Here is a 15566-nt window from a genome sequence, read left to right on the forward strand (position 1 = left end):
GCATGGTCGAATCTGAAGCGCAGGGGCGTCTGCCCGGCATACGCCCGGTGTCCGTCGTGGACATCGGCTCCAACTCCATTCGCCTCGTCGTCTACGAGGGGCTTAGCCGTGCCCCGACCGTGCTCTTCAATGAGAAGGTGATGTGCGGCCTCGGCAAGGGCATCGACGCCACCGGCCGGATGGAGGAGGAGAGCGTTCAGCGGGCGCTGAAAGCGCTGCACCGGTTCCGTGCGCTGTCCGACCAGGCCCGCGCCACGCAAATGTATGTGCTGGCGACGGCCGCCGCGCGCGAGGCCTCGAACGGCGCCGCCTTTATCGAGAAGGCGGAAGCCATTCTCGATCAGAAGGTTCGGATCCTCACCGGCGAGGAGGAAGCCTATTACTCGGCCATGGGCGTCGTCAGCGGCTATCACGATCCGGATGGCATCGTCGGCGACCTTGGCGGCGGTTCGCTCGAACTGGTCGAGGTCGAGGGCAGGCGCATCGGCAACGGGATCACCTTGCCGCTCGGCGGCATCCGGCTGTTCGAGCACAGCAACGGCTCCCTGAGCCGGGCGCGCACCTGGGTGCGGAAGTTCATGAAGGGCGCGGATCTACTGGGGCGGGGTACCGGGCGCACCTTCTACGCCGTTGGCGGAACCTGGCGCGCCATCGCCAAGCTGCAGATGGAAATGCGTGGCTATCCGCTGCACATGATGCAGGGCTATGAGATCTCCTATGACGAGGCGATGGCGATCCTGGCCGAAGTGATCGAGCCCAAGACCCTGAAGCCCTCCGCCTTCGCGACGATTTCCAAGAGCCGTCGCAGCCTCTTGCCATTCGGCGCCGTGACGATGCAGGAGGCGATCTCGATCATGAAGCCCGAGCGCATTTCGTTTTCGGCGCTTGGCGTTCGCGAAGGCTACCTCTACTCGCTCCTTTCCGACGACGAACGCCTTCAGGACCCGTTGCTGACCGCTGCCGACGAGATCGCCATCCTGCGCGCCCGCTCCCCGGAACATGCGCGCGAGCTTGCCGAGTGGACCGGGCGGATGGTGCCGCATTTCGGCATCGAGGAAGCCGAGGAGGAGCGCCGTTACCGCGAGGCCGCCTGCCTGCTGGCGGATATCAGCTGGCGCGCGCATCCGGACTATCGCGGCCTGCAGGCGTTGAACATCATCGCGCACTCCGCTTTCACCGGCATTACCCATGCCGGCCGCGCCTATATCGCGCTTGCCAATTATTATCGTTTCGAGGGGCTCAACGACGACGGCGCCACCAGCCCGCTCGCCGGCATCACCACGCCGCGCCTGCTCGAACTGGCAAAGCTGCTCGGCGGCCTGTTGCGGGTTGCCTATCTCTTCTCCGCCTCGATGCCGGGCGTCGCGCGCCATCTGACCCTGCGGCCGTCGCCGCGGCCGGAGGTCGATCTCGAATTCGTCGTGCCCGCGGCCTATCTCGATTTCGAGGGCGAACGTCTCGACGGCCGCCTGCAGCAACTGAGCCGGCTGACGGGCAAGAAGCTCGCTTTCCACTTCGAGAGCTGAGCGGTCACCAAGCGGCGTCGTTTCAGATGGTGGGAACGGTCGCGCGCGGGTCTCCACGCGCGACCGTTCGGTTATTCGGCTTTCAGGAAGTCGCCGACTTCGAGCAGCACGAATTCGTTGTCGTCTGCCTTGTCGAGCGCACGTCCGGCGGAGAAGGGCAGGTTGTTGTCGTTGCCGACGATGATATGCGCGTCGTCGACGCGATCGACGTTCTCGATGGTGACGAAAGGCATGTCATAATAGCCGTCGCCGCCCTGGCGCTTCCTGTTGTCCGGATCGGAAATCTTCAGGAGGTCGATGTAACCGATCTTGCGCACGGCCTTGCCGACATACTCATCGTCCATCGCGATCTTGTAGACGCGCTTCAGCTTCGACCCGACCGCGAAGCAATCCGGCTTCGGATCCTTGGGATCGGCGCAGGCCTTGTCGACGGTGCCGGCACCATTGTCGCGCTCGATTACCAGCGCCGACTTTTCGTCGAGCATATTGAAGTCGCCGATCGCCTCGCCGCCTTCGGCGAGCGGATAGAGCCAGCTACGCCCGGTCCAGGCCTTGGCTGCGGCATCGAGCTCGACGATGCGGAGCGCCGGGCGGCCATCCGCCTGTTCGACCGTTTCGCCGTCGGTCCAGATCGGCCCCTCGAGCAGGCCGTAGAGTTTGGTGCCGTCCTTGGACAGAGCCAGACCTTCATAGCCGCCGGAGCGCTTGAGGTTGAAAGCGGGCGCCCTCTTCGACGGGTCCGCCTGGAGCGTCAGCGTCGGATTGTCCGGCGACAGCACCGGCTTGCCGTCCACCGTCGTCGGGATCACGTCGGTGAGCTTGCCGGTCGTGTCGAACTTCAGCACGTAGGGACCGAATTCTTCGCCGATCCAGAAGCCGTCGGCGACCGGCTGGATCGACTCGACGTCGAAGTCTCCGCCGGTGAGATAGCGTGTGGCAGAGCCTTCCATGACGATCGGGAAGGGCGTCTTGCGGTCGGGATCGGACAGGAAGACGGTTTTCAATGCTTCGACCTTGCCGGCGTCCCAGTCGATTTTCAGATGATGCAGCATCAGCATCGCGTCGGTCGAATTGAGCTTGTTGCCGAAGCCATTGTCCGAAAGGCTCCAGAAAGTGCCGTCCGGCATCGCCTTGATGCCGGAGAAGCCCTGCATCGGCTGGCCGTTGAAGGGGAGAGAAAGGCCGGTCGGGCGGACGCCGTCCTTGCCCGCTACGCTGCCGAGCTCCGTCGCGCGCTTGCGGTCGACGGTCGAGAACTTGCCCGAAGTCATGAGGTATTCCGCCGCATCCGCAGGCGCGGCAATGATCGTATTGGCCGGCAGGACCGCATGGGCCTTCAGTGTCGCCGGAAAGGCCTTTTCATCGGCGAGCGCGGTGGTCGCCGACAGGAGCGTCAAGGCGACGGCGAGGATGGATTTCGTCATCAAATTCACCTGGGTTCGAGCTGTTGGGTTCGAGCTGTATCGCTTCCCGATAGGCGGCTTTGATGACGGCGAGTTGACGCTTCTCTGACAGGCCGGTGAAGCTTTGATGACGGCCATACCGGCCGCCCATGGGAGCGAAGACGGTGCCTCCCGGCGCGCGCTACAGTTGCACGGCGCGCAGAGAGAATACCCCGAGTTTCTGGCCGCGTCCCTTGATCTCGTGCTCTCCCAGGTCCTCGCTTCTGACGAAGGTCGGCAGGCGCATGCGCCGCAACAGATCGGCGGAAATCAGCACCTGCCGATCGAGCGTTCGGCAGAGACCTTCGAGACGCGCCGTCGTGTTCACGGTGTCCCCGAAATAGGTGATCTTGTGCCTGTCGACGCCGATTTCGGCGGCAACGATCGTTCCTCCGTGGAGGGCCGCGCGCAGGCGTGGGACCTCGCCGTACACCTTGTGCCAGCGGGAGGCGGAAGCTTGAACCTGGTCGAGAATGTCGAAGACGCAGCGAATGCAGGCGGCGTCGGCCACGGCTCGGTCGAAAGGCCAGGTGATGACCGCGGCGTCGCCGATATAGTCGTCGATGGAGCCGCGATAGCGCAGCACCGGATCGGCGAGCTCCGCAAACAGCTTTCCGAGATATTCCTGCATCTTGAGGTCGCCGAAGCGCTCGGCATAGGCTGTCGAGCCGGCGACGTCGATAAACAGGAATACGCGTTCCTCCTGCACCGGCTTGCGGTAGCGTCCCATCAGCAAGCTCATGAAGACGTCGCGGCCGAGCAGTTCCCGCACCCGCAACACGAAAATGATCGGACCGGAAACGACGAGCGCATAGACGAGCACATTGAAGGAGGGCACCATCGCCTCGCTCCAGGATTGCTGAAGCACGCCCGTCATCTTCAGCACCACCCCCGCCGCGACGAAGCCGAGATTTTCGACCGCGAAATAGACGGCGATGGAGGACAGGAGAAAGGCTGGTGTCGGAAGGCTGTGGATCGCCCTGTAGAGGCGCCGCAGGATGATGCGGCGTTCAAAGGCAAGGACCGGCATGCAGATGAACACCGCAAAGGTCGCGCCGATCAGCGCTCCGTCGCCATAGACGACCCATGCATAGGCCACGCCGCTGCCGGCAAGAACCAGAAGCAGGAAAATGAATTCGAGCGTGGAAAATCTCCAGCGCATGCGCGATGGCCTCGGGAATCAAACAGCGGAAGGATGGCCGCGCCTGCGGAAGTCTCATTCGCGGCAGTGCGAACACCTGATCCGTTGAGTCGGATCAGCATTTCAATTCGTCTGGCTAAGACCGGATTCGGGCGGAAAGGTGTTGGCGGCTGCCGCCGTTCAACCGCCGATTTCCATCGCCTCGATCTTCTTTCCGACGAAGCGAAGCGCCACCTCGCCATTGATAAGCTTCAGCGCCATGTCGCCGAAAAGCTCCCGGCGCCAGCCGTGCAGCGCGGCGACGTCGGCCTTTTCGCCTTCGGCGGCGATCCGATCGAGATCGTCGCTGCTGGCGATGATCTTGGCCGCCACGCCCTCCTTTTCGGCGATGAGCTTCAGGAGCACTTTGAGCATCTCGCCCGCTGCCGCAGCGCCCTCCGGCGCGTGGTTCTGGCGCGGCAGGCGGGGCAGATCGGCCTTCGGAAGCGCCAGCGCCTCGGTGACCGCCTCGATGATCGCGGTCCCGGCAGCGGAACGCTCCCAACCCTTGGGAATGGTCCTCAGCCGGCCGAGTGCTTCCGCATCCTTCGGCTGCTGCTGGGCGATCTCGTAGATCGCGTCGTCCTTGATGATTCGGCCGCGCGGCACGTTGCGGGCCCGTGCTTCGCGCTCGCGCCAGGCGGCGATCTTCTGCAGCACCGCCAGCTCGATCGGCTTTCTGACGCGCATCTTCAGGCGCTGCCAGGCATTCTCCGGGTGAAGATCGTAGGTCTCCCGGTTCTCCAGAATGGCCATTTCCTCGGCCAGCCAAGAGGAGCGTCCTTCCCGCTCGAGCTCCGCCTTGAGATAATGGTAGATGTCCCTGAGATGCGTTACGTCGGCCAGCGCATATTCGAGCTGCTTGTCGGTGAGCGGCCTGCGGCTCCAGTCGGTGAAGCGCGACGACTTGTCGATCTGCACGTTCTTGATGCGGCTGACGAGCTGGTCATAGGAGACGCTGTCGCCGAAGCCGCAGACCATGGCCGCCACTTGCGTGTCGAAAAGCGGATGCGGAATGAGGTTGCCGAGGTGGTGGATGATTTCGATGTCCTGGCGCGCCGCGTGGAAGACCTTGACGACGTCGGCATTGGCCATCAGCGCGAAGAAGGGCGCGAGGTCGATTCCCGGCGCCATCGGATCGACGATCACCGCCGCATCCGGGCTCGCCATCTGGATCAGGCAGAGTTCCGGCCAGAATGTGGTCTCGCGCAGAAATTCCGTGTCGATCGTAATATAGCTCGAGCGGGCCAGCTCTTGGCAGGCGGCCTCCAGTTCTGCTGTCGTCTGAATCATCGGGACTGAAATCACTATGGCGAAAATGAGGCTTGAGCCTTCCCTCTATCGTTTCGCTGCGGCGGTAACAATCGAAAATGTCAGATAATTTTGAAATAGCCGGTCATCCCGGTCTTTTGATGTTCGATGATGTGGCAGTGGATCACCCAGTCGCCGGGGTTGTCGGCCACGAGCGCCACCTCCGCCTGTTCGTCCGGCAGGAGCAGGATCGTGTCGGTTGGCGGCGGCAGGAAGCTCCGCTTGTTTGAGCTGAGGATGCGGAAGCTCAAGCCGTGCAGGTGGATCGGGTGCGCATGCGGCGTGCGATTGGCGATTTCTAGCACATAGCTTTTGCCGAGCTTCATTTCCTCGATCGGCGCAATCGGCTCGGGCGTGTCCCCCGGCCACGGAACCTTGTTCAGCGCCCAGAAGGTGTAGCCGAGCGATCCGCAGATCGACGGCGTCGCCTTGTGTTCCGCAGTCGCCGTGAGCTCGAGCGGAATCCGTTTCGCCGTCGACAGGTCGGCTTCGGCGACAGGGTTGGCGGGGAGGGGAGCGACGTCGCCAAGATCCCGATTCAGGGCAGGTCCGGCCGCCCGGAAGCTTGCGATCGTCCAAGGGTTCGAGCCGCGGAAGTTGCCAAGCGTCGCGCGCCCCCCTTCGCTATAGGGCATGCGCAGGACGAGATCGACGCGCTGCCCCGGCCCGATATCCAAGCGGTCGAGCAGGAACGGATGTTCGACCGGGTTGCCATCGAGCGCGACCACCTTCGCCTTTGCGCCCTCTACACCGACCGTATAGATCCGCGTCACGTCGGTCGCCACGATCCTGGCGCGGACGAGGCCGCCGGCGGGCGCGTCGTAAACCGGTTCCTTCTGCCAATTGGCGGTTCTGACCGTTCCGTAGGTGCCGCCCCGCGCCGCATCCCGCGGTTTGAACGGGTCGATATATTTCCCCCCGGCGCCAAGCCGCCAGTCGCGAAGATTGAGGACAATCTCGGCGTCGTAAATGGGGTCCGCCGGATTCTCGACGACAATGACGCCGGTGAGGCCGTGGCCCATCTGTGTCAGCGTGTTGCAATGGGGATGGTACCAGAAGGTGCCGGCGTCGGGCGGGGTGAAGACATAGTCGAAGTGATCGCCGGGATAAACGTAAGGTTGGGTCATCTCCGGCACTCCATCCATGGCGTTAGCGACCCGCAAGCCGTGCCAATGGATCGTTGTCGGTTCATCGAGCCGGTTCACCAGCCTGGCCGCATAGGCCTCGCCCTTGCGCATCCTCAAGACCGGCGGCATGCCGGAATGGGGCGCATCGCCGAGCCCGTAGGTCATGACGGGCGTCACGCCGTCGGCCGCGATCTGCGCTTGCGCAAGCTGTGCCGTCAGCACATGCGGTTCGGCAGTCGCTCCGGCGCGTGCTGCAAGTCCGGCGCCGAGCGCAAAGGCGCCGCCGAGCGCCGCCGAGCCCTGAAGAAAACTGCGGCGGCTCAGCATCGGGGTCATGGCGTCCACATTCGAAAAAGGCGGGCGGCAGAGCGATGGCGTTGCCCGCAGCGTTTCGGGAATGGCGCCGTTTTAAACCTGATCCTCGCGTTCAGCAATTCGCGGAGACCGTGCATCTTGCCGCAGGCGATCTTGCTGCTGACTGCCGCCGGCCAGCTTGTTGAAGAAGGACGAGGTGCGTAGCAGATTGCGGAACGGCATCGCACGCTCGCCGGCCGGCACGGCCTCCCGCGCCGTCATGCGCTGCAGCGTGTAGAGCATGAAGAGGAAAAGGATAACAGCAGTATAGATGAAGAGCGCCCGCGGTCCGAAAAGGTCGAGCATGAAGGAGGCGAAGAGCGGTCCGATGATGGCGCCGAGCGACCAGAAGAACAGCATGCCGGCGGAGACCAGCGCATGCTGGCCTTCGGCGGCGTGGTCGTTGGCATGGGCCGAACAGAGCGAATAGAGCGGCATGGCGAAGGCACCGAAGGCGAAGATGCCGGCAAAATTCAGCCATTCGTCGCTGCCGGTGCCGAAGGCGAGGAAGAGACCGGCGACAAGTGAGCCGAAAGTGGCGATGAGGATGATCAGCCGCCGGTCGATCTGATCGGAATAATGCCCGAGCGGATATTGCAACACCACGCCGCCGATGATGCCGGCGCTCATGAAGGTCGCAATGGCGGTCACCGAAAGCCCAATCTCCTGCGCATAGATCGGCCCGAGCGAACGGAAGGCGGCATTGGTCAGCCCCACGACGATGCAGCCGATAGTGGCGAGCGGCGAGATGTTCCAGAGCGCCTTGACGTCGAAGCGGATCGCCTCCGGTGCGATCGGACTCGACCGGTCGGCAAAGGAGATCGGTACGAGCGAGAGCGTCAGCGCCATCGAGATGATGGCGAAGAGCTCGAAGCCGCCGATCCCAACGCCGGGTATCAGATATTGCGCGGCGGTCACCGAGCCGAGATCGACGAGGCGGTAGACCGACAGCGTGCGGGCCCGGTTGGCATTGGTGACGCTGGCGTTCAGCCAGCTTTCTACCGTTGCGAAAAGGCCGGCGAAGCAGATGCCGGCGACGAGCCGCATCAGGAACCAGAAGCCCGGATCGATGACGAGCACCATCGCGATTGCTGCCGCCGAGGCGATTGCCGCCATTGCCGAGAAGGTACGGATATGACCGATGGCGCGAAGGATGCGGGCGACATAGACGCAGCCGATCGCAAAGCCGATATTGTAGCCGGCGCCGACGAGGCCGATCAGCGACGTCGAAAAGCCTTCCTCCAGCGCACGCAAGGATATGAAGGTGCCCTGCAGTCCGTTGCCGCCGATCAGGATGCCGGCGGTGAGGAGGAGGGGGATGAGCGGGCGAATCTGGGACATGGCGCATCCGGCTTTACGGCGGCGACTCGTGAGCGGGGGGTCTTTCTTCTGTTTAGCGATCCGGGATAGGCGGGGACAGTCGCGATTTGTGACCTTTTTCGGGTGTCGTCCCGCCGAGGGGCGCATAGTCGCAGCGACGTTGCGATGGACAGTGCCGATCGGACGGGCAGCGGGAGCGCCGCGGCCTTGACAAATCCGGCGCATCATGCGCTTTTCCGCCCGACTTTGGCTATGCCGCCGCGCCCGCCTTGGCGAGCCTCGCGCGGCCATTTGCAATTCCAGGACCAGACGATGCACCGTTACCGCAGCCACACCTGTGCCGCTCTCCGCAAGTCGGATGTCGGCTCCACCGTTCGCCTTTCCGGCTGGGTTCACCGCGTCCGCGACCATGGCGGCGTGCTCTTCATCGACCTGCGCGACCATTATGGCATCACCCAAGTCGTCGCCGATCCGGATTCGCCCGCCTTCAAGATGGCGGAAACCGTGCGCGGTGAATGGGTCATCCGCATCGACGGAACCGTGAAGGCGCGCACCGACGAGACCGTCAACAAGAACATGCCAACCGGCGAGATCGAGCTCTATGCCCGCGAGATCGAGGTGTTGTCGGCCGCCAAGGAGTTGCCGCTGCCGGTCTTCGGCGAGCCGGACTATCCGGAAGACGTGCGCCTCAAGTACCGCTTCCTCGATCTGCGCCGCGAGACGCTGCACAAGAATATCATCAAGCGCACCGAGGTCATTGCCGCCATGCGCCGGGGAATGACCGACATCGGCTTCACCGAATATACGACGCCGATCCTGACGGCTTCGTCGCCGGAGGGCGCGCGCGACTTCCTCGTGCCGAGCCGCATTCATCCCGGTACTTTCTACGCACTGCCGCAGGCGCCGCAGCAGTACAAGCAGCTCCTGATGGTTGCCGGCTTCGACCGCTATTTCCAGATCGCGCCGTGCTTCCGGGACGAGGACCCGCGTGCCGACCGGCTGCCGGGCGAATTCTACCAGCTCGACCTGGAGATGAGCTTCGTCGAGCAGGAAGACGTCTGGGACACGATGGAGCCGATGATCCGCGCGATCTTTTCGGATTTCGCCGGCGGCAAGCCCGTCACCGAAAAGTTCCAGCGCATTCCCTATGACACGGCGATCCGCAAATATGGATCCGACAAGCCGGATCTGCGCAACCCGATCGAGATGCAGGACGTCACCCGGCATTTCGCCGGCTCCGGCTTCAAGGTCTTTGCCAACATGATTGCCTCCAACCCGAAGGTGGAAATCTGGGCTATTCCGGCCAAGACCGGCGGCAGCCGCGCCTTCTGCGACCGCATGAACGCCTGGGCCCAGAGCCAGGGCCAGCCCGGCCTCGGCTATATCTTCTGGCGCAAGGAAAGCGAGAAGCTCGAAGGGGCAGGCCCGCTCGCCAAGAACATCGGCGAGGAGCGCACCGATGCGATCCGCACGCAGCTCGGCCTCGAGGATGGCGACGCCTGCTTCTTCGTCGCCGGCGAGCCGGCCAAGTTCTACAAATTCGCCGGCGAAGCCCGCACCAAGGCCGGCGAGGAGCTGAACCTCGTCGATCGCGACCGCTTCGAACTGTGCTGGATCGTCGACTTCCCGTTCTATGAATGGAACGAGGACGAGAAGCGCGTCGACTTCGCCCATAACCCGTTCTCGATGCCGCAGGGCGGCCTCGAGGCGCTCTCGGGCGACGACCTGCTGTCGATCAAGGCATTCCAGTACGACATGGTCTGCAACGGCTTCGAAATCGCATCCGGCTCGATCCGTAACCAGTCGCCGGAGCTGATGGTCAAGGCCTTCGAGAATGTCGGCCTCAGCCAGGCGGATGTCGAAGCGCAGTTCGGCGGTCTCTACCGCGCCTTCCAATACGGCGCCCCGCCGCATGGTGGCATGGCCTTCGGCATCGACCGAATCGTCATGCTGCTGGTCGGAGCCAAGAACCTGCGCGAGATCTCGCTGTTCCCGATGAACCAACAGGCGGTCGATCTGTTGATGGGTGCGCCGTCGCCGGCAACGCCGGCGCAGCTGCGCGAACTGGCGATCCGGCCGATCCCGCAGAAAAAGGACTGAGCTCCAGAAGAAGCGAAGTAAGCCCGGCGAGACGACTCGCCGGGTTTTTCTTTGGGAAACTACGCCGTCCGGCCGCTCGCCTTGACAGGGATTCTCTTGAGGCGTTCCCTTATGCCGCTGCTCACCACAGCGCCGCGCGTTTTACGAGACGCGCAAAGGTCGCTGTAGTACTTTGAATCTGCATATCTTCGTCCCTAAATCGAGGTCGATTTAAGGAGACATGCAGTAGCAGCGCGTCAATGGGAGAAGAGTGATGGCAAGGAATGTCAAGGATCTGCTGGCGGAAGCAAATAGTGCAGTCCCGAAATTGTCTCCCGCCGAAGCCGCCGCGAAGATGCGCGCCGGTGATGTGCTCATCGTGGACGTCCGTGATCCGACGGAAGTCCAGCAGACCGGCAGGATCAAGGGAGCGTTGAACGTCTCGCGCGGCATGCTGGAGTTTCGCGCAGATCCGGAGAGCCAATACCACAACCCGGCCTTTCAGAAGGACAAGACCATCCTTCTGCATTGCGCTTCCGGCGGCCGGTCCGCACTCGCGGGCAAGACACTTCAGGAGATGGGATATACGGCGGTTTTCAACATTGGCGGCTTCAAGGAACTGGCCGACGCCGGTATCGATACGGAACCCGCGTGACCGTGAGGTCCTTGTCGAGCCTTGGCCATTCCGGCCGCAATCGCGGCCGATGAACATGCAACAGATCAGAGCGGGATGAGGCGGAAAGAGTTCCCCATCCCGCTCCGGCTGTTGCATGGTTCCCCCGATCAGGACCGACAAAGGACAACGCATGCAGCAGCTCAAGATGCCATAGCGACCGTCCGAGGCGCCCGCGTTGCGGGCAACGCGCCTCAGATATTCGCGAGCAACTCGTTGATGCGGGACTCCATGTCTGCCAGAGCGGCGTCGATCTCCTTCTGGCCGGTGATCGCCGCATTCATTTCCTGGCCGATGATGTCCTGAATCGCGAACTGGCGCTGCACGGTCGACGGCAGCGGCGTGCCGAGTGTTGCGATCGGCGCGATCGTATCGCGATGCGGCAGCTTCTTGAATGCGTCCGACTCAAGCACGGCCTTTACCGCCGGAAGGTGGCCGGTGCGCGACCATTCGTAGTCATTGTCGTTGAAGAACTTCAGGAACTTGCCGATCGCCGCCTCTTCCTCCGGCGTGCGGTCCTTCTGCGAAACGGCCCAGCTGTGGCCGTCGGCATATTGGGCCTTTTTGCCCGAGAAAAGCTGAGGATAGGGGTAGACCGCGTAGCCGCCGGCGTTGAGCGCGGTGCCGGATGTTTCCGAGGAGGCGGTATAGTCGCCGATCACCCACGTTCCATTCAAATGCACGCCGCCTTCTCCTGCGAGAAAGGCATTGATGCTGGCGGCGTAGTCCAGGTCTTTCGTGGTGTCGTCGTTGTCGTAGATCGCCTTGTACATCTCGAGGACCTTCCTGGCCTCGGGCGTGTTCATCTTGACCTGCTTGGGATCGGCGAAGAAATCGGAATCCTGCTGGAAAAGATAGGTGTAGAGGTTGCGCGTGTAGAGCGCGACTTCGTTCGCGAGATTTTGGACGAAATAGGGTTTGCCGGTCTTTTCCTTGAACTGCTTGGCCTGTGCCATGAGTTCGTCGACGCTCGCCGGCAGCTTCGGCGTGCCGTCGGCATTGACGAGGCCGGCCTTCTTAAAGAGGTCCAGGTTGATGTGGAACAGCATCGTCCAGTTGTCGATCGGCAAGCCATAGATCTTGCCGTCCTTGGTGACGCCACTGAGGCTCGCGTTGGTGAAGTCCGAGGGAGAGACGCCAACGGTTTTCAGGAGATCGTCAAGCGGCATCAACAGGCCTTTGGACTGGTAGTCGCCGAGCACGGAGTGGTGGACGGTGACGATGTCCGGCGGGTCGCCGGCCGCAAACTGCGCCGTCAGCTGGTCGTAGCCCGGCCATTCGACGGTGGTCACGGTCACATGCACATCCGGGTTGTCGGCGTTGAACTTGTTGATCAGCGAGGTGATGATGCCGCATTCCCCGACGGCCTTGCTGACGTCGGTATTGGTGCCGAACTCCGCGTCACAGGCGCCGAAGAAGCGCTGCACGGTAAGTTCGGTTGCCGCCAGGGCAGGCGTGGCGACGGCGAGCGCGAGCGCCGAGGCGGCCGCCAGCATGTACTTCCTCAGGCTATGCGTCATGTTATCTCCTCCTCATGGGGCCTCGCCCCTGGCTTGGCTCCCCTCCCAGAGAGCCGGTTGCGACACTATGGGTGGTGGCTTCAGCGCACGGCGGCGCCGGAGACGGCCGTCACGATGTATTTCTGGAAAAACAGGTAGAGAACAAGGATCGGTGCTCCTGCAAAGACCGCCTGCGACATTAGGAATCCGAGGCCTTCCGACTGTGCGAAGTTCGTCTGCGTCGAAGCGATCCCGATCGTCAGCGTGTACATCTCCTTCTTGGTGCCGGAGATCAGCGGCCAGAAATAGTCGTTCCAGGACGACAGGAAGGTGAAGATGCCGAGGGTTGCCTGTGCCGGGATCGTCAGCGGCAAGAGCACCTTCCAGAAGATTTTGAAGCGGCTGGCATTGTCTAGCAGTGCCGCCTCGTCGAGCTCCTTCGGAATGGCGCGGAAATATTGCGTCATCAGGAACACGCCGAAGGGAGCGGCCAGGCCCGGCAGGATCAGCCCGTGATAGGTGTTGTGGAATTTCAGCCAGCTGAAGAGCTGATGCCGGGCGATCAGCACCGCCTGTTCCGGAACGGCAAGGCCGAGCAGCACTATGATGAACAGCGCATTGCGGAACGGGAAATTCAGCCGCGCAAAGCCGTAGCCGGCGAGCGACGACAGAACCAGTGTCATGACGGTGAGGCCGCCCGACACGATCACGCTGTTCAGGATCCAGCGGAAGACCGAGGACGTCGCCAGGATGTTGATGTAGTTGTGGATCGTATAGGGAGCATGGAAGACGGAATTCATGTCCGTCATCAGTTCCTTGTTGTCCTTGAGCGACAGCGCTATGACCCAGGCGATCGGTGCCATCATGACCAGCGCGAGAACGATCACCAGGACGAGAATGATGCGGTCGCCGGTCGAGCGGCCGACGATCCGGTCCGAAGACATGGAGCTCATCCTTCCTCTCCTCTGCGGCGAGAGATGAAATACTGCGCCATGGCGGCGATCATGATCAGGATAAAGAGAATTTCGGACGCCGCGGCGCCGAGGCCGAGGTCCCACTTGGTGAAGGCGGCCTCGTAGATGTAGAGCACGATCGGCTTCGAGACGTTGTTCGGGCCGCCCTGCGTCATCAGCCGCGCCTGTCCGAAAAGCTGGAACTGCAGGACGATCTCGATGATGATCACGAGAATGAAGGTGCGCCGGATCGAGGGGAGGGTGATGTGCCAGAGCGTTCGCCACCGGCTCGCATTGTCGAGCGCCGCAGCCTCGTAGATTTCCTGCGGCACCTGTTGCAGGGCCGATAGAAAGAGCATCATCGGCAGCCCGATGCACCACCAGATGGTCGCAATCGCAATTCCGATCATGGTGAGCTTCGGGTCCGACAGAAAGGCGGGCGCGGTCGCTCCGAACCAGCCGTAGATGGTCGCGAGCAGGCCGAAATTGCCGATGAAGACGATGCGCCAGATGAGCGTCACGATCGTCACGGAGAGGACCGACGACGAGAAGTAGACGGCGCGGAGCGCGGCCGCAGACTTTGTCTTGCGATTAAGGGCGAGTGCCAGCAGAAGGCCGATGAGGGCGAGGGCAGGGACGGTCAGGAAAACGAAGTAGAAGGTGTTGCCGACCGACTGGATGAAGATCTTGTCCCGGAAGAGCCGAAGGTAATTGTCGAGACCGACGAACCGCCCGACTCCGAAGGCATCTGCCTTGTGAAGACTGAGCCATACGCTCCAGAAGAGCGGCACGAGAAGAAGCGTCACGAAGAAGAACAGATAGGGCGCGACGAAAGCCGCGTTGCGCCAGAGCGGGGCATTGATGTTCTGCACCGCCTGCCGGGCTGCCGCCTTGGCGGCCGACGCGCTGCCGGGAAGTGTCGCCTCAGCCATGGCCGACGCCCTCGTTGTGCCGAGCCCGGCCTTCGGCGTCGAAGAGGTGCGAGCGGGCGCCATCGAGGGCTAGGGCGACCTCGTCGCCGATCGCGACGCGGCTGTTGCCGGCATCCTCGGCGATGATGAGGCTTCCCTCCTTAAGGCGCGTATACAGAAGGGTGCGGTCACCGAGACGCTCGATCACCTCGACCTTTCCCGTCGTCGTCGCGGCGGTTCCGTTGGAGAGTTTGACGGCCTCGGCGCGGATGCCGAGCGAATGCTCGCCGCCATTGATGCCGTCGAGACGGATCGCCGTCTGCAGCTCGGTGCCGTCCGGCAGCCTTGCGCGGGCGAAGCCGTTCTCGCCCGACAGGCCGACCGGCAGAAAATTCATCGTCGGCGAACCGACGAAGGTGGCGACGAAGCGGCTTGCCGGCCGCGAGTAGATCTCCATCGGCGTGCCGATCTGCTCGATCTTCCGGTTGTTCATCACGACGATGCGATCGGCGAGCGTCATCGCCTCGATCTGGTCGTGCGTGACGAAGATCATCGTCGATCTGACCCGGTTGCGAAGCTGGGCAAGCTCGACACGGGTGCGCACGCGCAGCGCCGCATCGAGGTTCGACAGCGGCTCGTCGAACAGGAAGGCCTTCGGCTCCTTGACGATGGCGCGCCCGATCGCGACGCGCTGGCGCTGGCCGCCGGAAAGCTGGCCGGGCTTGCGGTCGAGGAGATGGCCGATTTCGAGCATGCGCGCGGCTTCTGCGACGCGGGCGGAAATGACGGCGGCCGGCAGGCCTATGTTGCGCAGCCCGAAGGCCATGTTGTCGGCCACCGTCATGTGCGGATAAAGCGCATAGCTCTGGAAGACCATGGCGATGTCGCGCTGGCCCGGCGGCAGGTTGTCGATGCGCTCGCCGTTGATCGAGATCGTACCGTCATCGACGCTTTCGAGCCCGGCGATCATCCGCAGAAGCGTTGACTTGCCGCAGCCCGAAGGGCCGAGGAAGACCATGAACTCGTTGGCCTTGATCGTCAGCGACAGTCCGTCGAGCACGGTCAGCGAGCCGTAGCGTTTGCTGACATTCTGGATTTCGATATGGGCGGTCATCCGGCGGCTCCGGGCCCGGTTTCAGAACCGCAAACGCGGAGTGCGACGCTCGGCCGGCCTCCTGCAAAACGGCGCTT

General features: G+C 63.0%; 12 protein-coding genes. 3 read left to right on the forward strand and 9 right to left on the reverse strand.

Annotation, left to right across the window (positions count from 1 at the left end; all coding sequences use genetic code 11):
• Positions 1–2: 2 nt before the first annotated feature.
• Positions 3–1526, forward strand: coding sequence for an exopolyphosphatase (gene ppx / locus SS05631_RS04285; RefSeq protein WP_037413928.1), 1524 nt, complete (start codon positions 3–5; stop codon positions 1524–1526).
• A 71-nt stretch (positions 1527–1597) separates the two neighbouring features.
• Here the strand turns inward: ppx and SS05631_RS04290 are convergent, their stop codons facing one another.
• From SS05631_RS04290 to SS05631_RS04310, 5 genes are all read right to left on the reverse strand, one after another.
• Complete coding sequence (locus tag SS05631_RS04290; RefSeq protein ID WP_037413976.1) at positions 1598–2950, reverse strand: esterase-like activity of phytase family protein; 1353 nt, start codon at positions 2948–2950, stop codon at positions 1598–1600.
• A gap of 160 nt (positions 2951–3110) precedes the next feature.
• Positions 3111–4130 carry an adenylate/guanylate cyclase domain-containing protein gene (locus SS05631_RS04295; RefSeq protein ID WP_037413929.1) on the reverse strand — a complete coding sequence of 340 codons (1020 nt, stop codon included), beginning with the start codon at positions 4128–4130 and terminating at the stop codon, positions 3111–3113.
• A 159-nt stretch (positions 4131–4289) separates the two neighbouring features.
• Positions 4290–5441: a ribonuclease D gene (gene rnd / locus SS05631_RS04300; protein ID WP_037413978.1), complete on the reverse strand. Its 1152-nt coding sequence runs from the start codon at positions 5439–5441 to the stop codon at positions 4290–4292.
• A gap of 80 nt (positions 5442–5521) precedes the next feature.
• Complete coding sequence (locus SS05631_RS04305; protein ID WP_037413980.1) at positions 5522–6922, reverse strand: multicopper oxidase family protein; 1401 nt, start codon at positions 6920–6922, stop codon at positions 5522–5524.
• Between the two features lie 72 nt (positions 6923–6994).
• Complete coding sequence (locus tag SS05631_RS04310; protein ID WP_037413930.1) at positions 6995–8281, reverse strand: MFS transporter; 1287 nt, start codon at positions 8279–8281, stop codon at positions 6995–6997.
• 291 nt (positions 8282–8572) lie between these two features.
• Here SS05631_RS04310 and aspS point away from each other — a divergent pair, with 291 nt between their 5' ends.
• A complete protein-coding gene (gene aspS, locus SS05631_RS04315) occupies positions 8573–10360 on the forward strand; it encodes an aspartate--tRNA ligase (protein ID WP_037413982.1) in 1788 nt (595 codons plus the stop codon).
• 253 nt (positions 10361–10613) lie between these two features.
• Positions 10614–10994, forward strand: a complete 381-nt coding sequence (locus SS05631_RS04320; protein WP_037413931.1) for a rhodanese-like domain-containing protein — start codon at positions 10614–10616, stop codon at positions 10992–10994.
• 212 nt (positions 10995–11206) lie between these two features.
• Here the strand turns inward: SS05631_RS04320 and SS05631_RS04325 are convergent, their stop codons facing one another.
• The 4 genes from SS05631_RS04325 to ugpC form a co-directional block, all read right to left on the reverse strand.
• Entirely contained in the window at positions 11207–12532 is a 1326-nt protein-coding gene (locus SS05631_RS04325) for an extracellular solute-binding protein (protein WP_037413932.1), read from the reverse strand.
• 80 nt (positions 12533–12612) lie between these two features.
• Positions 12613–13464: a carbohydrate ABC transporter permease gene (locus SS05631_RS04330; RefSeq protein WP_037413933.1), complete on the reverse strand. Its 852-nt coding sequence runs from the start codon at positions 13462–13464 to the stop codon at positions 12613–12615.
• Positions 13461–14396 (reverse strand): sugar ABC transporter permease, encoded by a 936-nt coding sequence (locus tag SS05631_RS04335; protein ID WP_037413935.1) that lies wholly within the window; start codon positions 14394–14396, stop codon positions 13461–13463. The genes SS05631_RS04330 and SS05631_RS04335 overlap by 4 nt, the downstream gene beginning before the upstream one ends.
• On the reverse strand, positions 14389–15489 hold the full coding sequence (gene ugpC / locus SS05631_RS04340) for a sn-glycerol-3-phosphate ABC transporter ATP-binding protein UgpC (RefSeq protein ID WP_037413938.1): 1101 nt from the start codon (positions 15487–15489) through the stop codon (positions 14389–14391). The genes SS05631_RS04335 and ugpC overlap by 8 nt, the downstream gene beginning before the upstream one ends.
• Positions 15490–15566 lie beyond the last annotated feature (77 nt).

The organism is Sinorhizobium sp. CCBAU 05631 (assembly GCF_002288505.1).
GTDB lineage: Bacteria > Pseudomonadota > Alphaproteobacteria > Rhizobiales > Rhizobiaceae > Sinorhizobium > Sinorhizobium fredii_C.